This is a genomic window from Chromobacterium indicum (assembly GCF_039708975.1).
GTDB lineage: Bacteria > Pseudomonadota > Gammaproteobacteria > Burkholderiales > Chromobacteriaceae > Chromobacterium > Chromobacterium piscinae.
In genome coordinates, this window is the sequence record NZ_JAYFSJ010000007.1 from 158,562 (window position 1) to 181,245 (window position 22,684).

The 22,684-nt window shown below is 64.2% G+C and carries 17 protein-coding genes and 2 tRNA genes; 1 reads left to right on the top strand and 18 read right to left on the bottom strand.

Features of this window, described 5'->3' with window-relative positions; all coding sequences use genetic code 11:
* Positions 1–11: 11 nt before the first annotated feature.
* The 10 genes from narH to VA599_RS11260 form a co-directional block, all read right to left on the bottom strand.
* Positions 12–1,562, bottom strand: a complete 1,551-nt coding sequence (gene narH / locus VA599_RS11215; RefSeq protein ID WP_346788624.1) for a nitrate reductase subunit beta — start codon at positions 1,560–1,562, stop codon at positions 12–14.
* Positions 1,559–5,257: a nitrate reductase subunit alpha gene (locus VA599_RS11220; protein WP_346788625.1), complete on the bottom strand. Its 3,699-nt coding sequence runs from the start codon at positions 5,255–5,257 to the stop codon at positions 1,559–1,561. The genes narH and VA599_RS11220 overlap by 4 nt, the downstream gene beginning before the upstream one ends.
* Positions 5,258–5,548: 291 nt before the next feature.
* The gene (locus VA599_RS11225; RefSeq protein ID WP_346788626.1) at positions 5,549–6,928 is read right to left on the bottom strand and encodes a NarK family nitrate/nitrite MFS transporter; all 1,380 of its coding nucleotides are present in this window, start codon (positions 6,926–6,928) and stop codon (positions 5,549–5,551) included.
* A 20-nt stretch (positions 6,929–6,948) separates the two neighbouring features.
* Positions 6,949–8,226 (bottom strand): MFS transporter, encoded by a 1,278-nt coding sequence (locus VA599_RS11230; RefSeq protein WP_346788627.1) that lies wholly within the window; start codon positions 8,224–8,226, stop codon positions 6,949–6,951.
* A gap of 148 nt (positions 8,227–8,374) precedes the next feature.
* Positions 8,375–8,968, bottom strand: coding sequence for a PqiC family protein (locus VA599_RS11235; protein WP_346788628.1), 594 nt, complete (start codon positions 8,966–8,968; stop codon positions 8,375–8,377).
* Positions 8,965–10,587 (bottom strand): PqiB family protein, encoded by a 1,623-nt coding sequence (locus VA599_RS11240; protein ID WP_031296364.1) that lies wholly within the window; start codon positions 10,585–10,587, stop codon positions 8,965–8,967. The genes VA599_RS11235 and VA599_RS11240 overlap by 4 nt, the downstream gene beginning before the upstream one ends.
* Positions 10,574–11,209: a paraquat-inducible protein A gene (locus VA599_RS11245; RefSeq protein ID WP_031296362.1), complete on the bottom strand. Its 636-nt coding sequence runs from the start codon at positions 11,207–11,209 to the stop codon at positions 10,574–10,576. Before VA599_RS11245 ends, VA599_RS11240 begins: the two co-directional genes overlap by 14 nt.
* Complete coding sequence (locus VA599_RS11250; RefSeq protein ID WP_346788629.1) at positions 11,191–11,823, bottom strand: paraquat-inducible protein A; 633 nt, start codon at positions 11,821–11,823, stop codon at positions 11,191–11,193. The genes VA599_RS11245 and VA599_RS11250 overlap by 19 nt, the downstream gene beginning before the upstream one ends.
* The gene (locus VA599_RS11255; RefSeq protein WP_346788630.1) at positions 11,811–12,101 is read right to left on the bottom strand and encodes a helix-hairpin-helix domain-containing protein; all 291 of its coding nucleotides are present in this window, start codon (positions 12,099–12,101) and stop codon (positions 11,811–11,813) included. Before VA599_RS11255 ends, VA599_RS11250 begins: the two co-directional genes overlap by 13 nt.
* Positions 12,102–12,187: 86 nt before the next feature.
* Positions 12,188–12,952, bottom strand: coding sequence for a sulfite exporter TauE/SafE family protein (locus VA599_RS11260; RefSeq protein ID WP_021477111.1), 765 nt, complete (start codon positions 12,950–12,952; stop codon positions 12,188–12,190).
* Positions 12,953–13,040: 88 nt separating this feature from the next.
* On the opposite strand from VA599_RS11260, the gene VA599_RS11265 reads away from it, so the two are divergent.
* Positions 13,041–13,964: a LysR family transcriptional regulator gene (locus tag VA599_RS11265; RefSeq protein WP_346788631.1), complete on the top strand. Its 924-nt coding sequence runs from the start codon at positions 13,041–13,043 to the stop codon at positions 13,962–13,964.
* Between the two features lie 49 nt (positions 13,965–14,013).
* Here VA599_RS11265 and VA599_RS11270 read toward each other — a convergent pair whose 3' ends face one another.
* The 8 genes from VA599_RS11270 to tig form a co-directional block, all read right to left on the bottom strand.
* Positions 14,014–15,852: a SurA N-terminal domain-containing protein gene (locus tag VA599_RS11270; protein WP_346788632.1), complete on the bottom strand. Its 1,839-nt coding sequence runs from the start codon at positions 15,850–15,852 to the stop codon at positions 14,014–14,016.
* Positions 15,853–15,923: 71 nt separating this feature from the next.
* Positions 15,924–16,000: transfer RNA gene (locus VA599_RS11275), tRNA-Asp, on the bottom strand.
* A 7-nt stretch (positions 16,001–16,007) separates the two neighbouring features.
* Positions 16,008–16,083 (bottom strand) — tRNA-Val (locus VA599_RS11280).
* Between the two features lie 48 nt (positions 16,084–16,131).
* Positions 16,132–16,401 carry an HU family DNA-binding protein gene (locus tag VA599_RS11285; RefSeq protein WP_011136101.1) on the bottom strand — a complete coding sequence of 90 codons (270 nt, stop codon included), beginning with the start codon at positions 16,399–16,401 and terminating at the stop codon, positions 16,132–16,134.
* A gap of 173 nt (positions 16,402–16,574) precedes the next feature.
* Entirely contained in the window at positions 16,575–18,989 is a 2,415-nt protein-coding gene (lon, locus tag VA599_RS11290) for an endopeptidase La (protein WP_021477108.1), read from the bottom strand.
* A 143-nt stretch (positions 18,990–19,132) separates the two neighbouring features.
* The gene (gene clpX / locus VA599_RS11295; RefSeq protein ID WP_021477107.1) at positions 19,133–20,413 is read right to left on the bottom strand and encodes an ATP-dependent Clp protease ATP-binding subunit ClpX; all 1,281 of its coding nucleotides are present in this window, start codon (positions 20,411–20,413) and stop codon (positions 19,133–19,135) included.
* 16 nt (positions 20,414–20,429) lie between these two features.
* Positions 20,430–21,062, bottom strand: coding sequence for an ATP-dependent Clp endopeptidase proteolytic subunit ClpP (clpP, locus tag VA599_RS11300; protein ID WP_021477106.1), 633 nt, complete (start codon positions 21,060–21,062; stop codon positions 20,430–20,432).
* Between the two features lie 21 nt (positions 21,063–21,083).
* Complete coding sequence (gene tig / locus VA599_RS11305) at positions 21,084–22,391, bottom strand: trigger factor (protein WP_021477105.1); 1,308 nt, start codon at positions 22,389–22,391, stop codon at positions 21,084–21,086.
* Positions 22,392–22,684: the final 293 nt, after the last annotated feature.

The window sequence follows — 22,684 nt, forward strand, 5'->3', positions numbered from 1 at the left end:
GATGGTCTCCCTCAGTTGCCGGCGTTGGACTTGCGGTCGCGCCGCATGTCGTGGAACACGATGGGCGTGGCCTTCTTCTTGCCGAACAGGCTGGCCTCGGACTCGCCGCCGGAGCAGCCGTTGCCGAAGCTGAAGCCGCAGCTGGCCTTGTCCTCGAACGCCTCCTCCACCATTTCCTTGTGGCTGGACGGAATCACGAAGCGGTCTTCGTAATTGGCGATGGCCATCACCTGATACATCTCTTCCACCTGGCTTGAGCTCAGGTGGGTGCCGGCCAAGGTCGACGCGTCGCTGACCTTCTCCACGCTCTTCTTGCGCATGTAGCGGCGCATCGCCACCATGGTTTCCAGCGCCTTGACCACCGGCTCTTCCTTGCCCGCCGTCAGCAGGTTGGCCAGATACTTGATCGGTATCCGCAGGCTCTGCACGTCGGGGATGATGCCGCCCTCGCCTATCAGGCCATTCTCCATCGCGCTCTGGATAGGCGACAGCGGCGGGATGTACCACACCATCGGCAACGTCCGGTATTCCGGATGCAGCGGGAAGGCCACCTTCCACTCCATCGCCATCTTGTACACCGGCGAGCGCTTCGCGGCGTCCAGCCAGCTTTGCGGGATGCCCTGCTTCAGCGCCTCGGCCGCGATGGCCGGGTCGTTCGGGTCCAGGAACAGGTCGAGCTGCGACTGGTACAGATCCTGCGGATCTTCCACCTCCGCCGCCTGTTCGATCTTGTCGGCGTCGTACAGCAGCACGCCCAGGTAACGGATGCGGCCGACGCAGGTTTCCGAGCACACGGTAGGCTGGCCGGACTCGATGCGCGGGTAGCAGAAGATGCACTTCTCGGCCTTGCCGGACGTCCAGTTGTAGTAGATCTTCTTGTACGGGCAGCCTGACACGCACATCCGCCAACCGCGGCACTTGTCCTGATCGATCAGCACGATGCCGTCGTCTTCGCGCTTGTAGATGGAGCCGGACGGACAGGACGCGACGCAGGCCGGGTTCAGGCAGTGTTCGCACAGCCGCGGCAGATACATCATGAAGGTGTTCTCGAAGGCGGAGTACATCTCCTTCTGGATGCCTTCAAACAAAGCATCCTTGGCGCGCTTGGAGAACTCGCCGCCCAGGTCGTCCTCCCAGTTCGGGCCCCACTCGATCTTGTCCATCTTCTTGCCGGTCAGCACCGATACCGGCCGCGCGGTCGGCGGCGTCTGCATCTTCGGCGCGTTCTGCAGATGTTCATAATCGTAGGTGAACGGCTCGTAGTAGTCGTCGATGGCCGGCAGATTGGGATTGGCGAAGATATTGGCCAATATCTTCAGCTTGCCGCCCTGGCGCGGCTCCAGCTTGCCGTCAGCGCGGCGCTTCCAGCCGCCCTGCCACTTGTCCTGATTTTCCCAGTCCTTGGGGTAGCCGATGCCGGGCTTGGTCTCCACGTTGTTGAACCAGGCGTACTCGATGCCGTCGCGGCTGGTCCACACGTTTTTGCAGGTGACCGAACAGGTATGGCAACCGATGCACTTGTCCAGGTTCAGCACCATGCCGATTTGCGCGCGTATCTTCATTGCTTCTCTCCCGCCGGAACGTCCATCCAGTCGACTTTGTCCATCTTGCGCACCACCACGAATTCGTCGCGGTTGGCGCCAACCGTGCCGTAGTAATTGAAGCCCCAGGACAGCTGGGCGTAGCCGCCGATCATGTGGGTGGGCTTGGTCACGGTCCGGGTCACCGAGTTGTGAATGCCGCCGCGCTTGCCGGACACTTCCGCCCCCGGCACGTTCACGATCTTCTCCTGGGCGTGATACATCAGCGTCATGCCTTCCGGCACCCGCTGCGACACCACCGCGCGGGCGGTCAGCGTGCCGTTGACGTTGAATACCTCGATCCAGTCGTTGTCGGCGATGCCGGCCTTGGCGGCGTCGATCTCGGACAGCCAGACGTGGGGGCCGCCGCGGCTGAGCGTCAGCATGCGCAAGTTGTCGGAATAGGTGCTGTGTATGCCCCATTTCTGGTGCGGGGTGATGAAGTTCAGCACCAGCTCATGATTACCGTTGCCATGCTTGCCCAACACCGCCTGCGTGGTCTTCAAATCGACCGCCGGCTTATACACACACAATCCCTCGCCGAAGGCCCGCATCCACTGGTGGTCCTGGTAGAACTGCTGGCGGCCGGTCAAAGTGCGCCACGGAATCAGCTCGTGGACATTGGTGTAACCCGCGTTGTAGCTGACTTCCTCGCTTTCCAGGCCGGACCAGGTCGGCGAGGAAATGATCTTGCGCGGCTGCGCCTGCACGTCGCGGAAACGGATGGTGTCATGCTCGCGCGGACGGGCAAGGTGTGTATGGTCGCGGCCAGTGATCTTGGACAGCGCGTCCCAGGCTTTCACCGCCACATGGCCGTTGGTCTCCGGCGCCAAGGTCAGAATCATCTCCGCGGCGTCGATGGCGGTCTCAAGCCGGGGCTGGCCCTTGCCCGCGCCCGATTGCGCCACCTGGTTCAGGCCGCGCAGGATGTCCACCTCGTGGGCGGTTTTCCAGCCTATGCCCTTGCCGCCGTTGCCGGCTTTCTCCAGCAGAGGGCCGATGGTGGTGAACTTGTCGTAGATCGCGCCGTAGTCGCGCTCCACCACCGTCATCGCCGGCATGGTCTTGCCCGGCGCCGGCTCGCACTCGCCCTTTTTCCAATCCTTGGGATCAAAAGGCTGGCCCAGCTCCTGCGGGCTGTCGTGCATCAGCGGCGTCAGCACCAGATCCTTCTGCGTGCCCAGATAATCCTTGCCGATCTCGGACAGGCTCTTGGCGAAGCCCTTGTAGATTTCCCAGTCGCTCCTGGCCTGCCACAAGGGCTGCACAGCTTCGGACAGCGGGTGGATGAAGGGGTGCATGTCGGAGGTGTTGAGGTCGTCCTTCTCGTACCAGGTGGCGGTGGGCAGCACGATGTCGCCGTACAGACAGGTGGTGGACATGCGGAAGTCCAGCACCACCATCAGGTCCAGCTTGCCCTCGGCGGCCGGACGAACGGTGATCTCGGACGGCTTGATGCAGTCGTCTTCCGAGCCCAGCACCGCGTTCTGGGTGCCCAGCAGGTATTTGAGGAAGTACTCGTGGCCCTTGCCGGAGCTGCCCAGGATGTTGGAGCGCCACACGAACATGTTTCGCGGGAAGTTCTGCGGGTTGTCCGGATCGTTGCAGGCCATGTCCAGCCGGCCCGATTTCAAACCGTCCACGGTATAGGCGACCGGATCCAGGCCCGCCTCGGCGGCGGCGCGGGTGATGTCCAGAGGGTTGGCGGAGAGCTGCGGCGCGGACGGCAGCCAGCCCATCCGCTCGGCCTTAGCGTTGTAATCGATCAGCGCCATGTCGGCCATCTTGCCGTCGGCGGTCGGGCACAGGATCTCGCCCACGCCCAGTTTTTCATGCCGCCACTGGCTGGTGTGGGCGTAGAAGAAGCTGGTGCCGTTCATCTGCCGCGCCGGGCGGTTCCAGTCGCCGGCGAAGGCCAGCGGCGCCCAGCCGGTTTGCGGACGCAGCTTTTCCTGGCCCACGTAGTGGCACCAGCCGCCGCCGGACTGGCCGATGCAGCCGCACAGCATCAGCATATTGATGATGCCGCGGTAGGTCATGTCCATGTGGTACCAGTGGTTCAGCGCCGCGCCGACGATGACCATCGACTTGCCCTGGGTCTGGTCGGCGTTTTGCGCGAACTCGCGCGCCACCTGAATCACCAGCTCCGGCTTCACGCCGGTGTGCTTCTGCTGCCAGGCCGGCGTGTACGGCGCGTCGTCCATGTAATCGATGGCGACGTTGCCGCCGCCCAGGCCGCGGTCCAGGCCGTAATTGGCGGCCATCAGGTCGAACACCGTGGCCACCAGCGCCTCTCCGCCGTCGGCCAGCTTGACGCGCTTGGCCGGCACATTGCGGGTCAGTAGTTCGTCGTGCTCGGAACCGAAATACGGGAAGCCGACGCCAACCACCTCGTCGCGATGCTCGATCAGCGACAAGCGACCGGACACTTCGCGCGCGCCATCGGCCTTCTGCTCCAGATTCCACTTGCCGGCCTTGCCCTCGGTCTGGCCCCAACGGAAGCCGATCGATCCATTAGGCGCGACGATGTCGCCGCTGGCTTCGTCGATCAGCAGGGTTTTCCAGTCCGGGTTGTTGTCTTCGCCCAATTGGCCGTCAAGATGCGAAGCGCGCAGGAAGTAGTCCGGCAGCCAGCGCTCGCCGTCGCGCTTGAGCGTCACCAGCATCGGCATGTCGGTGTAGCGGCGGATGTAGTCGGTGAAATAGGCGGACGGGCGATCCAGGTGGAATTCCTTGAAGATCACGTGGCCCATCGCCATCGCCAGAGCGGCGTCGGTGCCCTGCTTGGGCGCCAGCCAGATATCGCCGAACTTGGCCATTTCGCCGAAGTCGGACGATACCGCCACCGTCTTGGTGCCCTTGTAGCGCACTTCGGTGTAGAAGTGGGCGTCCGGCGTGCGGGTCATCGGCACGTTGGAGCCCCACACCATCAGGTAAGTGGAGTTGTACCAGTCGGCGGACTCGGCCACGTCAGTCTGCTCGCCCCAGGTCTGCGGGCTGGCCGGCGGCAGGTCGCAATACCAGTCGTAGAACGACAGCGGCACGCCGCCGATCAGGCTGAGGTAGCGGCTGCCGGCGGCGTAGGACACCATGGACATCGCCGGGATCGGCGAGAAGCCGACCACGCGGTCCGGGCCGAACTTCTTGATGGTGTAGGCATTGGCCGCCGCGACGATCTCGTTGGCCTCGTCCCAGCTGGCGCGGACGAAACCGCCCTGGCCGCGCGCGGACTTGTATTGCTTGGCGAGCGCAGGCGTCTGGCTGATCTTTTCCCAGGCCTCGACCGGGCTCAGGCTCTTGCGCGCGTCGCGCCACATCCGGGCCAGTTCGCCGCGCAGCATCGGGTATTTGACGCGCTGGGCGGAATACACGTACCAGCTGTAGGATGCGCCGCGCGGACAGCCGCGTGGTTCGTGGTTGGGCAGATCGGGCCGGGTGCGCGGATAGTCGGTCTGCTGGGTTTCCCAGGTGATCAGGCCGCTCTTCACATACACCTTCCAGCTGCAGGAGCCGGTGCAGTTGACGCCGTGGGTGGAGCGGACGATCTTGTCGTGCTGCCAGCGCTGGCGGTATGCGTCTTCCCAGCCGCGGTCTTCATTCACCACCGCGCCGTGGCCGTCGGCGAAGGTGCTTTTTACCTTGCCGAGGAAATTCAGTCTGTCGAGAAAATGGCTCATCTTGCCTCCATGCGCGCCGGGGAACCCTGCTCTGCGTCGCTGCCGCCCGGCTGCCGGTACTGGTTGCGATGGTTCTTAGCCTACCTTTCGCCTGCAAGCCGCCCAATCGGCCAGTAGGGGTGAAGGGACCCGGCAGAGGAAGGGGGCCAGCTAAGCCTTAAGGAGTAGTCCGGGATAGAACGAAAGCCGGACGTGAAAAAGGCGCCCGCAGGCGCCCTTTCGATACCATCCAAGTCATAGGCTGCAATACCCGGCCAGCAACCGCCACCTTCCGGGCATTCCGCCGCCCGCTCAGCAGCGCACCTCCGCCTTCTTGCGGGCGTAGTACCAGCCGTTGATCGCCAGGCAGCTCAGGTAGAAGGCGATGAACACATACAGCGCCGCCTCCACGCCGCCGGTCATCGCGATCGAGGTGCCGTAGCTCTTCGGAATGAAGAAGCCGCCGTAGGCGCCGATGGCGCTGGTGAAGCCCAGCACCGCCGCCGCTTCGCGGGTGGCGTCTTGCGTCGCCTGCTTCTGCGCCGCCTCGCCTGGGCCGGCCATGCGCTGATGCAGGGTCAGGAAGATGGCCGGCACCTGCATGAAGGTGGAGCCGTTGCCGATTCCCGTCAGCGCGAACAGGCACAGGAACATCGCGAAGAAGCCGGTGAAACTGCCGCTCTGGCCGCCGTGCGGCAGGAAGAAGATCACGCCCAGCACGCCCAATACCATCAGAGAAAACGCAGCCTGCGTCACCTTGGCGCCGCCTATCTTGTCCGCCAGCCAGCCGCCCAGCGGACGGGTCAGCGCGCCGACCAGGGGGCCGAGGAAGGCGTAACGGGTGGGGTCGATTTCCGGGAACTGGCCTTTCACCAGCAGCGGAAAACCGGCGGAAAAGCCGATGAAAGAGCCGAAGGTGCCCACGTACAGCCAGCACATCAGCCAATTATGCTTGCGGGTGAAGATCACCGCCTGCTCGGAGAACGAAGACTTGGCCGAGGCCAGGTCGTTCATGCCGAACCAGGCCGCCAGCGCCGACACAGCGATGAACGGCACCCAGACGAAGCCGGCGTTCTGCAGCCACATCTGCTTGGACAGCTCGCCTTTCGCCCAATGCTGAGGATCGCCGCCCAGCTGGCCGAACAGGCCCATGGTGATGACGATGGGCACCACGAACTGCACGATGGACACGCCCAGATTGCCCAGGCCGGCGTTCAAACCCAGCGCGGTGCCCTTCTCCGCTTTCGGGAAAAAGAAACTGATATTGGCCATGCTGGAGCTGAAGTTGCCGCCGCCGAAGCCGCACAACAGCGCCAGCGTCACCATGGTGACGTAGCTGGTGCTGGGGTCCTGCACCGCGAAACCGATGCCCACCGCGGGAATCAGCAGGCTGGCGGTGGAAATCGCCGTCCACTTGCGGCCGCCGAACACCGGCACCATGAAGGAGTAGAAAATGCGCAGCGTGGCGCCGGACAAGGCCGGCAGCGCCGCCAGCCAGAACAGCTGGTTCTGGCTGTAGCCGAAGCCGATATTCGGCATGTTCAGCACCGCCACGCTCCATACCTGCCAGATCGCGAAGGCCAGCGTCAGCGCCGGAATCGAGATCCACAGATTGCGGCGCGCCACCGTGCGGCCTTTCTGCTGCCAGAACGAGGCCGACTCCGGCTCCCAGTGTTTGATCAGATAAGTCATGAATGTCTCCCGCGCCGCGCTCAGCCGCGCTCGCTCGTCAAGGGAATGGGATGGACCGGCGCGGCCGCGCGCGCCTTGGCCTTAGCCGCCGATTTGAAGGAAAAATGCATCCACACCAGGCTGACGCACACCGTGCCGTACAGCAGCATGAAGGCGCTGGAGCGGACGCCGGTCAGATCCAGCAGCGCGCCGAACAGGATGGGCAGCAGGAAACCGCCCAGGCCGCCGGACAGGCCCACCACGCCGGACACTGCGCCGATGGAATCCGGGAATTCGTCGGCGATGAACTTGAACACCGACGCCTTGCCGATGGCCATCGCCACCCCCACCAGGAACAGCAGGCCGGTGAACAGGTAGACGTTGAGGCCGATGTGCAGGCTCATCGGCCCGTTCACCGTGGCGACGCGCATCTCGGTCTGCGGATAGGACAACAGGAAGAAGGCCACCCAGCACACCCACATCACTGCCCAGGTGACGATATAGGGGCCGAAACGGTCGGACAGATAACCGCCCGCCGCGCGCAGCACGCCGCCCGGCAGGGAGAAGCAGGCCGCCAGCAGCGCCGCGTGCTTCAAATCCAGCCCGTACTCGCCGACGTAGTACTTGGTCATCCACAGCGCCAGCGCCACGTAGCCGCCGAACACCACCGAGTAGTACTGGCAATAACGCAGCACCGCCGGATGCTTCATCAGCGCCAGCTGCTGACGCAGCGTGATGGTGGACGGCGCCTTGTGCGCCGGATCGCTGAAGGAAAACAGCCAGAACAGGATGGCGGCGGCCAGCATGATCAGCGCGTACGCGGTGGGCACGCTCTGCCAGCCCCAGGCGACGATCAGCACCGGCGCCACCAGCTTGGTCAAGGCAGAGCCGGCGTTGCCTGCGCCGAAGATGCCCATGGCCAGGCCTTGCTGCTCCTTGCGGAACCAGCGCGCCACATAGGGCGTGCCGACCGAGAACGAGCCGCCGGCCAGGCCGACGAACAGGCCGGCCAGCAGGAACTGCCAATAGGCGCTGGCGAACTGCATCAGGTAGATGGGAATCACGCAGCTGAGCATCAGCGCGAACAATACCGGGCGGCCGCCGTAGCGGTCGGTCCAGATGCCCAGCGGCACGCGGATCAGCGAGCCGGTCAGCACCGGCGTCGCCGCCAGGATGCCGAATTCGGTTTCATTGAGGCCCAGCTGCTGCTTGATCGGGATGCCCAGCACCGCGAACATCATCCAGACCATGAAACAGAGGGTGAAGGCCAGCGTGCTGCTGGCCAGCACGCTGTAGCGTTTGAATGTCGGGGAAGTCATGGCACCATACCCATGGAGTGGTCATGGTTGCCACGATAAGCGACGGCGGCGCGCGCCGGTATTCGTCGGTCGCAGGATTATCAGCCTGCCAACGGACGAGGCGGATTAACCCTTACGGCCGGGGCCGCCTACTCCCAATGGTGGAGAATCAGCCCGCGCGCCACCATTCCGGATGCTGGACCAGCGGAGCGGCGATGTCGGCGGCCAGGCCATCCAGCAAGGTCTGCAGGCCGGCAAGCAGCGCCCCCGGCTCGCTAGACGCCACCGCCTGGCTGCGGCTGAAGCCGCCGCGGGCCAGTATCTTGCCGTCGGCCGCGCTCTGCAGCTGCCACGCCGCCTCCAGCGCCGCGCCTTGCCCTGGCTTCAGGCTGAGGACGCGCACATCGACGGCGATGCGCAGATCGCCGCCGTCCATCCCGGGCTGCGGGTAGGCGTAGACGCTGGCCACCCCGCTGGAGCGCGCCACGCCCTGGCTGAGCCGCTGCGCCAGCAGCCGGTCCAGCGGCGCGCTCCAGCGCTCGAACTCCTGCAGCTTCAGCTCGCCGCCGCCCATGTCCATCACCAGCTGGGGACGATCCAGCGCCGCCGGCAGGCTCACCGGCCCCAGCAGCACCCGCTTGCCGAATTGCGCCTGCGCCTGCGGCGCGGCCGGCGCGTCCAGCCCGTAAAAGCGCGACTGCGGCGATGCGCAGCCCGCCAGCGCCGCGATCATGGCCGCGGCGAACATCGTTTTCATCATCATGGCTGCGCCTCCTTGCCGCGCACCAGCGCCTCGGGATGGCGGTCCAGGTAATCGGCCAGCGCGCGGAAGCTGCGCGCGGTCTCCTTCACTTCCTGCGCGGCGGAGCGCATGTCCTGCTGCAGCGGCGAATCGGCGCGCATGGTCTGGCGGGTGGCCTCCAGCGTCTGCTGCAACTGCTCCAGCGTCTTGCTCGCTTGCGGCACCGTCTGGTTATTCAGGCCGTCGCTGAGCCGCTTCACGCTGTCCAGCGTCTGGTGCAGCGATTTCAGCGAAGCGTCGGCCTCCTTGCCTATGCTGTCGAACGGCACCGCGTCCAGTTTCTTGACGATGCGCTGCAATACCCGCTGCAGTTCTTCCAGATCGCCCGGAATGGTCGGCAACTCGGGCACCCCGCCCTTCACCACCAGCCGGGCCGGCGGCGCATCGCGGAAGAAGTCCAGCGCCACGTACAACTGGCCGGTGATCAGGTTGCCGGAGCGCAGCTGGGCGCGCATGCCGTTGGCCACCAGCGCCTGCGGCGACAGCTTGCCGGTGATGCGGCCGCCGCGCGACAGGCTGTCCAGCCGGCTGGGATAGGTGCGGATGTCTACCGTCATGTCGAAGTCCTTGCGGTCCTGCACGTACTGCACGCCTATCGCCGTCACTTCGCCTATCGTGATGCCGCGGAAGTCCACCGGCGCGCCGACGCTGAGTCCGCGCAACGACTGGCGGAAACGCAGGCGGAACGGCTGCATCTCGCGGTCCGGGTTCTGCAGCGCCCTGTCGCGGGTATCGTGCAGAATGAAATTGCGGTCCGACAGCGGAATGCCGGCATTGTCGGCCAGCGGCGTTTCAAAGGCGATGCCGCCCAGCGCGATCGCCGCCAGCGACTGGGTGCTGACGTTGAGGCCGTTGGCGCTCAGCGACACGTCGACGCCGCTGGCGTGCCAGAAGCGGCTGTTGGCGGACACGAAATGGTCGTAAGGCGCGTTGATGAAGACGGCTACCTTGACGTAGCCGCCCTTGGGGTCCAGCTCGTAGCCGACCACCTGCCCCACCGGCACCCGACGGAAATACACCGGCGAGCCGGTGTTCAGCGACCCCAGATTGTCCGCGCGCAGCGTGAAGGTCTGCCCAGGCAGGTCGGCGTTGATGATGGGGGGCGTCTCCAAGCCGACGAAATCGGCCTTCCGCGCCTCGCTCTTGCCGATGTCCATGCCGATATAGGAGCCGGACAGCACCGTGCCCAGGCCGGACACGCCGCCGCCGGACACCCGCGGCCGCACCACCCAGAAGCGGCTGTCCTCCGCCAGGTAGTCGGCGGCCTCCTTGCGCAGCTGCGCGGTGGCGACGATGGCCTGCCGGTTGGGGCTGAGCTGGACCGAGGTCACCTCGCCGATCTCCACGTCCTTGTACTTGATCCGGGTTTTGCCGGCTTCGATCCCCTCCGCGTTCTGGAAGGAGATGGTGATGGTGGGGCCGCGCGACAACACCGCGTGCACCGCCAGCCAGCCGCCTATCAAGGCCGCCACAACCGGAATCAGCCAGACCAGCGACGGCGCCCAGCGGCCGCGGCGCACCGGCACCGCCTGCGGCAGGTCCGGCTCTGGAGGGTTTTGCGGATTTTCACTGCTCATCATGTTCCTCTACGGGGTCCCAGATCATCCTGGGATCGAAACTCATCGCGGCCAGCATGGTCAGCACCACCACCGCGCCGAAGGCGATCGCGCCGGGCCCGGCCTTGATGCTGGCCAACGACTGCCATTGCACCAGCGCCACCATCAGCGCCACCACGAAAATGTCCAGCATCGACCATGGGCCAATTACTTCTATCATCCGGTACAGCCGCGTGCGCTGGCGCGGCGCCCAGCTCCAGCGCCACTGCACGCTGCACAACAGCAGCAGCAAGGCCAGTATTTTCAGCATCGGCACCAGCACGCTGGCGGTGAACACCACCAGCGCCAGCGGCCAGGAATCGTTGTTCCACAGATAGACCACGCCGCTCATGATGGTGTCGCGCTGCACGCCGGTCAGCGCCGTGGTTTCCATGATGGGCAGCAGATTGGCCGGCAGATAGCTGATCATCGCCGCCAGCAGCAGCGCCCAGCAACGCTGCAGCGCCGCCGGCCGCCGCAGATGCAGCGGAGCCGCGCAGCGCGGACAGGCGACGGCCTCGGACGTCGATATCCTCACCAGCAGCCCGCAGCCGTGGCACAGGCACAGATTGCGCGACGCCGCGCTGCTCAATGGATAATGCGGCATGAGCGGTAGCGCTCCCACAGTTCATGCGGCCGGAAACGGCTGGCGCTGGCCGCCATCAGCACGATCAGGCCGAAAAACGCCCACAAGCCTATGCCCGGCTGCACGCTGGCCAGATGCACCAGCTTCACCAGCGAAACCAGCACGCCCAGCAAAAACACCTCCACCATGCACCAGGGCCGCGCCAGACCGCGCAGCCGCATCATCGCCGGGAAACCCGGCAGCGCGCGGCCGAACAACAGCGGCAGCTGCAGGTAGAGCATGCTGGCCAATTCCAGCGCCGGCATCACGATGCCGGTGAACAGCACCAGCAGCGCCACCTCCGGCATGCCCTGCCCATGCAGCGCCAACGCGGTCTGCCACAGCGTGGCGGCATTGCGGTTGCCTGCGATCTCCAGCACCAGCACCGGGTAGACGTTGGAGATCGCGAACATCACCGCGCCGGCCGCCAGCAGCGCCACGCCGGCCTCGGGGCCGCTATCCGAGCATTCGTACAGCTGGGCGCCGCAGCGGGGGCAGCAAACGCGCACGCGGCCGGTTTGCGCGCCGGGCAGCCTCAGCAGCAGATCGCAATCGTGGCAGGCCGTCAGCCGCTCCTCCCCGCTCACACCGTCCATTTGCGCTTGCGCTCCGCGGTGAAGCTTGGCCAAGCGCGCGCCTCGCCGGTATCCATGTAGTGGCAGACCGACATCAGCACGTCGAGCACGCAGGGATCGTGGCGCGCTCCGGTCGCGTCGCACAGCTGCAGATAAAGCTGGTGGGGATCGCGGCCCCGCAGGTCGGCCGGATGGCTCAGACCGAGCAGCCGCAGATCAGCGGCGGCGCGCGGGCCGACATTGGGCAGTTGCAGCAGATCAGTGGCGGCGTCCGGCGGCGGACAGCGGGATGGGTGCATGGAAAACGGCCGTGGCGTAGTCATTCAGACTACATGATAAAGGAGCGGCCGCCTCAGTTCAAAGCGGCCGCTCCCGGGCAAACCGCTCAGCCGTGGAAAATGTCCCAGGCCAGCTTGCAGATCAGCACGCTGGTCAAGCCGAGGAACAGCACCCGCACGAAGCCGGCGCCCTTCTTCATCGCCAGCCGGGTGCCGACCATCGCGCCGGCCATATTGGCGGCCGCCATCGGCAGCGCGAGCTGATACAGCACGTGGCCGGCGCCGACGAAGAAGATCAGCGCCGCGACATTGGTGGCCAGGTTCACCACCTTGGCCGCCGCCGACGCGTGCAGAAAGTCGAAGGCGAAGAAGCGGATGAACAGGAACATCAGGAAGCTGCCGGTGCCGGGGCCGAACAGACCGTCGTAGAAACCGATGGCGCCGCCTATGGCCATGCCTACCGCCATTTCCCGGCGGCCGATGGCCACCGGCTTGTGCAGCTTGCCGAAGTCCTTCTTCCACAACGTATACACCGCCATCACCAGCAACAGCGCCAGCACCAGCGGCCGGATCACGCCCTTGGGAATTTGCGACACGACAGCCGCGCCGGCGAACGAAAACACGAAGGCGGTGGCGGCGGCCGGCAGCACCAGCCGCCACGGCAGCCGCACCCGGCTCAGATAGGAACGCGCCGCCGACAGCGTGCCCACCGCCGCCGACAATTTATTGGTGCCGAAAATGGTGGCCGGCGCCGCATTGGGCAGCGCGCTGAACAGGCCGGGAATCTGAATCAGGCCGCCGCCGCCGACTGCCGCGTCCACCAAGCCCGCGCAAAAAGCGATCAGGCACAAAAAGCTCAAGCTCAACAACATTGTCATCCTCCTCGACGCAAATTGTACGTGCTGGCCCGAAACAATGCTTGCAATGTAATATTGCAAAAAACGCAATACTGGAGCCGCAATGAAGCCGCTATGGGGAATCCGCATATTCTGCGCGGTGGTGGAGCAGAAAAGCTTCGTCTCCGCCGCCCGCCAGTTGGGCACCTCGCCCAGCAGCGCCACCCGCGCGCTGCAGGCGCTGGAAGAGGAGCTGGGCGCCATGCTGCTGGCCCGCTCCAGCAAGCAGGTGGAGCTGACCATGGCCGGCGAGGCCTACTATCCCGCCGCCCGCCAGATGCTGGACCTGCAGCAGCAGGCCGAGGAGGAATTGAGCCAGCAGGCCAGCGCGCCGCGTGGCCTGTTGCGCTTCTCCGCGCCGGAAACGCTGGGGCGCGAGCTTCTGCCCGCTGTGCTGGCCAGCCTGGCCGATGCCCACGCCGGCCTGCGCTTCGAGGTGCTGTACAGCGACTCGGTGTTGGAACCGATACGGGACAAGCTCGACTTCTCGATACGCGGTGCCTTCCCCGCCTCCAGCGAGCTGATCGGCCATCCGCTATGGGTCTACCGCCGCCACCTGTACGCCAGCCCGAGCTACATCGCCCGCCACGGCGCGCCAGATCATCCCGCCGAGCTGCCCCAGCACCGGGTGGTGATCCATAGCGCGCCGCGGGTGCTGAAAGCCTGGAATTTCGTATCAAGAGATGAAACCGTCAGCCTCAACCTGAATGCTTGGCATCGCAGCAACTCGGGCAACGGCGTGCTGGACGCCGTCCGCGCCGGCATGGGCATCGCCCGGCTGGGAGACTGGCTGGCGGAGCCGCTGGCCGCGCGCGGCGAACTGGTGCGGCTGTGTCCGGATTTCCGCATCGTGTCCAGCCATGGCGACGATCCGCAGATGCATGCGGTGTTTGCCAGCCGCGGCATGCCGCGCAAGGCCAGGCTGCTGCTGGACGCGCTGCGCCAGGAGGCCCGGACGCGCGGCTTCGGCCTTCATCCGCCGCGCTGAAAGCAAAAAGCCCCGCATGCGCGGGGCTTGGCGTTCGAAGCGGGCCGGATCAGTTGTTGTCGGTCAGCGACTGCTTGCCGGCGGTGACCGGATACTTCTCGCGCAGGGCCTTCAGGTAGCTGGCCAATTGGCTGTTGGCGCTCAGCTCGCCCAGCACATTGCCCAGCTGCGCGCGGTCGGCGTCGGTGACGGCCGGGGCCGGAACCACCTTGTTGACGCGGTAGATCACGTACTCGCCGGTATCGTGGCGCACGCCCGCGAAGCCAGGCAGCTTGCTGCCGGCCACGGCGAACACAGCGCGGACATCGGCTGCCGGCATGCCGGCGGCGGCGCGGCGGGATACCGTGGCCGACTGGCCCCACTTCTGCGCATCCACGCCCTTGCCGGCCTTCAGCTCGGCCAGCAGAGTCTGGCCCTTCTTGTCGGCCAGTTTCGCGCCTTCCCGCTCCACCAGCTCCTTGCGGATCGTGTCGCTGACGTCGGCCAGCGGCTGCTGACGCTCCGGCTGGTGCTCGGCGATGCGGGCAACCACCAGGCGGTTGCCGCCGATATCCACCACTTCGCTGTTGTGCTTTTTCTTCAGCACATCGTCGCTGAACACGGCGGACAGCAGCTTGGCGTTGCCCAGCAGCTCATCCTGCGACGGCTGGTTGCGCTGCATCCAGTCGGAGTGCTTGACCTCCAGCTTCAGCGCGTCGACGACGCCCTTCAGCGAGTCGGCCTGCTGGTAGGCGACTTCGTTCAGCTTGTCGGCCTGCTCGCGGAACAGCGCCGCGGACTTCTGCTTCTGCAGCTTGTCCACGATCGCGCCCTTGACGTCTTCCAAGCTCTGCGATTTGACCGCGTCCAGGCGGATGATGTGGAAACCGTACTCGGTTTCCACCAGGTCGCTGATCTGACCCGGCTTCAGCTTGAACACCGCGTCGTCGAACGGCTTGACCATCATGCCGTGGCCGAAGAAGCCCAGATCGCCGCCCTTCTCCGCGGAGCCGGGATCCTGCGACTTGGCCTTGGCAAGCTCGGCGAACTTGGCCGGATTGGCGCGCACATCCTTCAGAATGGCCTCAGCCTCGGCCTTGACCTTGGCCTTCTGCTCCGGCTTGGCGTCCTTGGCCACCGTCAGCAGGATGTGGGAAGCGCGGCGCTGTTCGCCGGCCAGGTCGGCCTTGTGCTGGTCGTAGTACTTCTGCACGTCGGCGTCGCTGACCTTGATGCCCTGAGCCAAGGCATCCTGGGACAGCACCACGTAATCCAGCTTCACCTGCTCCGGCAGCTTGAAGCGCTTGGCGTTGGCATCGTAGTAAGCCTTGATCGCGGCGGCGTCGGTCTTCACCTCGGCGCCGAAATCGGATGGCTTCAACACCAACTGCTGCAGTTCGCGGCCCTCGCCCAGCAGCCCCGCCACGCGGGTCACCACGGTGTTGGACACGAACTGGGTGCCGGCCACGCTGTTCAGCTGGCTTTGCAGCAGGATATCGCGGCTGATGTCGGCCTCGAAGGCTTCCGGATTCGGATAGCGGCTCTTCAGGAATTCGCTGTAGCGCTGGGAGCTGAACTGGCCGTTTTCCTGAAAGGCTGGAATGGAAGCGATCACCTTGCGCAGTTGTTCCGGGCTGACGGCGACACCGTGGTCGCGGGCCTCGGCCAGCAGCAGCTCCTGGCGGATCAGATTTTCCAGCGCGGCCTGGCGGGCGGCGGGGTCGCTAGGCTGGCCTTCCAGCGCGCGATCCAGATCTCGCTTGTAGATCTTGGTCTTGCCCACCTTGACCAGATAGGGATCGTCGGTGGCGCTGGAATAGCTGCCGACGCCGAAGCCTACGAAAGTCAGGGCCACAGCGCCCAGGATCACTTGAATGACGGTTTTGTTGTTCTGGACAAACTCGAACATGACGATTGGCTAAGGCCACCCCTGTAAAAAAAAAGGTGAACACGCAAACGGTTCACCTTCTCTTGTGTATTTGGCGGAGTGGACGGGGCTCGAACCCGCGACCCCCGGCGTGACAGGCCGGTATTCTGACCAACTGAACTACCACTCCGTGCCGTTGGTGGGCGTTGACGGAGTCGAACCGCCGACATTCTGCTTGTAAGGCAGACGCTCTACCAACTGAGCTAAACGCCCGTGCGCTCCGCCGAACCCTGCAAAATCAGGCCCCGGCGGAGTGGCAAATTATAGCGCGTCTTTCAGTGCCTTGCCAGCGCGGAACTTCGGAGAACGTGCCGCCGGGATCTTGATGGTGGCGCCGGTCTTCGGGTTGCGGCCGCTGCGCTCAGCGCGCTCGCCCACGTAGAAAGTGCCGAAACCCACCAGGGTCACGGTATCGCCTTTTTTCAAGGCGGAGGTAACGGCAGCAACCATGCCGTCCAGAGCCTTGGCAGCAGCAGCCTTGGAGATGTCGGCTTCTGCCGCGATGGCGTCAATCAGTTCAGACTTGTTCACGTAAGTCCCCTTTCGTCGTTCTCGGTCTACGTAGTTCAGATAAAAACGCTTGCTTTATAGCAAGGCGGAAATCCTTGTGTCAAGCGGCTTCCACGGTCATTTTGCTAATTCGCAAGCACAACGGGAAGCCGCGAAAACACAGCTTATTCACGGCTTCGGTAAGACCATGATTCTTAATGCTTCAGGACCGGGACATTGCTGCCCGCGTCCTGAGCGGGCGGAATGTCACCAGATTGTTCTTCTTGCGACAGTTCTTCCGGTTGACGCTCCAGCGCAAGCGCCAGCACCTCATCAATCCACTTGACCGGATGGATTTCCAGCTTCTGCTTGATGTTGGCCGGAATCTCCACCAGATCCTTTTCATTGCCCTTCGGAATCAGCACGTGGCGGATGCCGCCGCGGTGCGCCGCCAGCAATTTTTCCTTCAGCCCCCCGATCGGCAGCACCTCACCGCGCAGCGTGATCTCGCCGGTCATCGCCACGTCGGCGCGCACCGGGATGCCGGTCAGCACCGACACGATGGCCGTGGTCATCGCAATGCCCGCGCTAGGGCCGTCCTTCGGCGTCGCGCCTTCCGGCACGTGAATGTGCATGTCGCTCTTCTCGTAGAAGTCCGGCTTGACGCCCAAACTTCTGGCGCGGCTGCGCACCACGCTCATCGCCGCCGTGATCGACTCCTGCATCACCTCGCCCAGCTGGCCGGTGCGCACGATATTGCCCTTGCCGGGCAGCGACACCGCCTCGATGGTCAGCAACTCGCCGCCCACTTCGGTCCATGCCAGGCCGGTCACCTGGCCGATGCGGTTCTGCTCCTCGGCCAGGCCGTAGTCGAAGCGGCGCACGCCCAAGTACTTGTCCAGATTCTTGGCCGACACCGTCACCTTGGCCGTCTTGGTCGGCTTGAGCAACGCGCCGGTCACGACCTTGCGGCAAATCTTGGCCACTTCGCGGTCCAGGCTGCGGACGCCGGCTTCGCGGGTGTAATAGCGGACGATGTCCCGGAGCGCCGATTCCTGCACCACCAGCTCGCCTTCGCGCACGCCGTTTGCCTCCATCTGCTTCGGCAGCAGGTACTTCAGCGCGATGTTCACCTTTTCGTCCTCGGTATAGCCGGAAAGACGAATGATTTCCATCCGGTCAAGCAAGGCCGGCGGGATATTCAGCGAGTTCGCGGTGGCGACGAACATCACATCGGACAGATCGTATTCGACTTCGGCGTAGTGGTCGATGAAGGCGTGGTTCTGTTCCGGATCCAGCACTTCCAGCAGCGCCGACGACGGATCGCCGCGGAAGTCGGCGCCCAGCTTGTCCACTTCATCCAGCAGGAACAGCGGGTTCTTGACGCCAATCTTGGCCATATTCTGCAGCACCTTGCCCGGCATCGAGCCGATGTAGGTGCGGCGATGGCCGCGGATCTCGGACTCGTCGCGCACGCCGCCCAGCGCCATCCGCACGAACTTGCGGTTGGTGGCGCGGGCGATGGACTGCCCCAGCGAGGTCTTGCCCACGCCCGGAGGGCCCACCAGGCACAGGATGGGCGCTTTCAGGCGGTCGACGCGCTGCTGCACCGCCAGGTACTCCAGAATGCGCTCCTTGACCTTCTCCAGGCCAAAGTGATCCTCGTCCAGCACGGCGTCGGCTGCGGCCACGTCCTTGCTGATCTTGGTCTTTTTCTTCCACGGCAGCTCGAGCAGCGTGTCGATGTAATTGCGCACCACGGTGGCCTCGGCCGACATCGGCGACATCATCTTCAACTTCTTCAGCTCGGACAACGCCTTCTCGCGGCCTTCCTTGCTCATGCCGGCGGCCTTGATGCGGCGCTCCAGCTCGTCGTGGTCGCTGGCCTCGTCCATCTCGCCCAGCTCTTTCTGGATGGCCTTGACCTGCTCGTTCAGATAGTACTCGCGCTGGCTCTTCTCCATCTGGCGCTTGACGCGGCCGCGGATGCGCTTTTCCACCTGCAGGATGTCGATCTCGCCTTCCAGCTGCGACATCAGATGCTCGAGGCGGGTCTGCACGTCGAACATCTCCAGCACTTCCTGCTTCTGCTCCAGCTTCAGCGGCAAGTGGGCGATGATGCTGTCGGCCATGCGGCCGGCGCGATCGATGCCGGCCAGCGAATTCAGCACCTCGGGCGGGATTTTCTTGTTCAGCTTGACGTACTGCTCGAACTGCGCGAGCAGCGCGCGGCGCATCGCCTCGGTCTCGTTGGATTCTTCCAGCTCGCTGGACAGCGGCGCGAACTCGGCGACGAAGCAACCGTCCTCCTCGCCCACTTCCTTGATGGTGGCGCGCTGGCGGCCCTCCACCAGCACCTTGACGGTGCCATCGGGCAGCTTGAGCATCTGCAGCACGGCCGCGATGGTGCCCACGCTGTACAGGTCTTCGGCGGAAGGTTCGTCCTTGGAGGCCGAACGCTGGGCCACCAACAGGATCTGCTTGCCTTCGTCCATGGCCAGTTCCAGCGCACGGATCGACTTGGCCCGTCCGACAAACAACGGAATGACCATGTGCGGAAAGACCACCACATCGCGCAACGGCAGCAGCGGCAGCGTGGTCTCTTCTCTGATTTCTGCGGGTTGCGGCATATCACCTAACCTTAGCTTGGGGAAACAATGCTTGGAAAATGGGGCGAAAGGCCAGAATATCAACACCCCATACTAAAACAGATTACGTCGGTGACAAATAAAAAACCGCCCTGACGGGCGGTTCAGTCATTCAGGCCAGGCCGTCAGGCGGATTGTGCCACACCGCCGCCTTCGCGATAGATGAAAAGCGGCTTGTCGCCCTTCTCGATCACTTTCTCGTCGACGACGACCTTTTCCACATCCTGCATGGACGGCAGCTCGTACATGGTGTCCAGCAGCGCGCGCTCCAGAATGGAGCGCAGGCCGCGGGCGCCGGTCTTGCGGGCAAGCGCCTGCTTGGCGATCACGCGCAGCGCCGACGGCCGAACCTCCAGCTCCACCGCTTCCAGCGAGAACAGCCTCTGGTACTGCTTGATCAGCGCGTTTTTCGGCTGAGTCAGGATGGAAACCAGCGCTTCCTCGTCCAGCTCCTCCAGCGTGGCCACCACCGGCAAACGACCGATCAGTTCCGGAATCAGGCCGAAACGGATGATGTCCTGCGGCTCGACTTCCTGGAACAGCTTGGTCAGGCTCTTGCCGTCGTCCTTGGAGGAGACTTCGGCGCCGAAGCCGATGCCGCCCTTCTCGGAACGCTGGCGAATGATCTTATCCAGACCATCGAAAGCGCCGCCGCAGACGAACAGGATGTTGGTGGTGTCGACCTGGATGAACTCCTGGTTCGGATGCTTGCGGCCACCCTGCGGCGGCACCGAGGCCACCGTACCCTCGATCAGCTTCAGCAAGGCCTGCTGCACGCCCTCGCCCGACACGTCGCGGGTGATGGACGGGTTTTCCGACTTGCGCGAGATCTTGTCGATCTCGTCGATGTAGACGATGCCGCGCTGGGCCTTCTCCACATCGTAGTCGCACTTCTGCAGCAGCTTCTGGATGATGTGCTCGACATCCTCGCCCACATACCCCGCCTCGGTCAGCGTGGTGGCGTCGGCGATGACGAAGGGCACGTCCAGCAGGCGCGCCAGCGACTGGGCCAGCAGGGTCTTGCCGGAGCCGGTCGGACCGATCAAGAGGATGTTGCTCTTGGCCAGTTCGACGTCGTCCTTGCCGCCCTTGTTGTACAGCCGCTTGTAGTGGTTGTACACCGCCACCGACAGGGTCTTCTTGGCGAAGTCCTGGCCGATGATGTACTGGTCCAGGTCCGCACGGATCTCCTGCGGCGTCGGCAAGGGATGGTCGTCGGATCCGCCGCCGATCACCTCGCCGCCAGCGCCTTTTTCCAGCTCTTCGCGGATGATGTCGTTGCACAGCTCGACGCATTCATTGCAAATGAACACCTGCGGTCCGGCGATCAGCCGTTGCACCTCATGCTGGCTCTTTCCGCAGAAAGAGCAGTAGAGAAGCTTCTCGTTGCTGTTTTTGTCAGCCATTAGCCAATTCCACTACTTAGGCCGTCACATCCCGACGGGAAGACAGCACTTTATCGATCATGCCGTACGCACGAGCCTCTTCCGCCGACATGAAGTTGTCGCGTTCGGTGTCGGACTGCACACGCTCCAGCGTCTGGCCCGAGTGCTTGGCCAGCAGCTCGTTCATCTTGGCCTTCACCTTGACCAGCTCGCGGGCATGGATCTCGATGTCGGTCACCTGGCCGGACAGACCGCCGCCGTACAGCAGCGGCTGGTGAATCATCACCCGGCTGTTCTCCAGCGCGAAACGCTTGCCATGGGCGCCCGCCGCCAACAGGAAGGCACCCATGCTGGCCGCCTGCCCGATGCACAGCGTGGAAACATCCGGCTTGATGAAGTTCATCGTATCGTAGATCGACATGCCGGCGGTAATCGAACCGCCCGGCGAGTTGATGTAGAAATGGATGTCCTTGTCCGGATTTTCCGACTCCAGGAACAGCATCTGCGCCACAACCAGGTTGGCCGACTCGTCGGTGACAGGGCCGACCAGGAAGACGATGCGTTCCTTCAGCAGGCGAGAGTAGATGTCATAGGCGCGCTCGCCCCGACCGCTCTGCTCCACCACCATGGGCACCAAGCCCAGACCTTGCGGTTCCATCATAGATTTCATCGGCCACTCCAAAAGTTGTTATCAGGCTTGGCTGCCCATCAGTTCATCGAAGGACAGGTCCTTGGCTACAACATTGGCCTGAGACAGCACAAATTCAACCACGTTGTCTTCCAGAACCATCGAAGTCGGGCCTTCCAGACGGTCTTGGCTCTCGTAGTACCAAGCCAGCACGTCTTCCGGCTGCTCGTAGCTGTCGGCGAATTCGGTGATCATGCCGCGAACCTGTTCCGGCTTGGCTTCCAGCTTGTTGGCTTCAACCATTTCCGACAGGATCAGACCCAGCTTCACGCGGCGTTCGGCCTGGGCGGCGAACAGTTCCGGCGGGAACGGCATGTCTTTCACGTTCATGCCGCGTTGCTGCATGTCGCGGCGGGCCTGCTCGACCAGACGGCCGATTTCCAGGCTCACCAGGGCTTTCGGCAGCTCCAGCTCGGTGGCGTCGATCAGCGCCTGCATCACGTTTTCCTTGATGCGGGCCTGCAGGCGGCGCTTCACTTCGCGCTCGACGTTCTTGCGGATTTCGCCGCGCATTTTCTCGACGTCGCCTTCGGCGATGCCCAGCATCTTGGCGAATTCTTCGTTCACTTCCGGCAGGGTGGCTTCAGCCACGTTCTTCACCAGGATCTCGAACACGGCCTTCTTGCCGGCCACGTCCTTGCCATGGTAGTCCTCGGGGAAGCTCACTTCCACGCTCTTGATGTCGCCCTCCTTGGCGCCGACGACGCCGGCTTCGAACTCGGCCAGCATCTGGCCCTGGCCCAGCACGAAGGGGAAGTTCTCGGAAGAGCCGCCTTCGAAGGCCACGCCGTCGATGGCGCCCTTGAAGTCGATGATCACGCGGTCGCCTTCGGCGGCTGCGCGCTCAACGCGGTTGTAGCGGGTGCGTTGCTTGCGCAGGATATCGATGGTCTTTTCGATTTCGGCGTCGCCAACCACGGTGTTCGGCTTTTCGATTTCCTTGCCGGCCAGCTCGCCGACCTTCACTTCCGGATACACTTCGAAAGTGGCGGCGAACTTGAAGTTTTCCTTGTCGTCGCCGGCGGCAACCGGCTCGAAACGCGGGTAGCCGGCAACGCGCAGGCTCTGCTCGGTCACGGCCTTGTAGAAGCCTTGCTGAACCTGCTCACCCATCACCTCTTCACGCACCTGGGCGCCGTAGTTCATTTCCACGATCTTCAGCGGAGCCTTGCCCGGGCGGAAACCTTGAATCTTGGCGCCGCGGGCCACGCGCTTCAGGCGCTCGGCAACCTGGGTCTCAATGGCGGCCATCGGCAGGGCGATGTTCATGCGGCGTTCAAGATTGCTCAGAGTTTCCAGCTGTACTTGCATGTTGATTCCTTAAGTGTGACAGGTTTTAGTCATCTGGGGCGGTACGACGCCTGCTTCCGCCTGGTTTCCGGCGCCTGCCGGAGGGCTTGTAAGCGGCGCTGCGTGGAGTTACACCACGCACCCAACGAAGCAAAGAGTATAGCACGCAGGGCCGGCTTGTCTGCCCCTGCGCCGCTCCAGCTTCGGCCGAGAGGCCTGCTCGCCTGCGGCGCAGGCGCGCGCCGCGCCACAAAGCCAAAAGGATTTCGGCTTGATATTGCTGAGGATTTTCCCGACGCGCGCACGACTGGCGG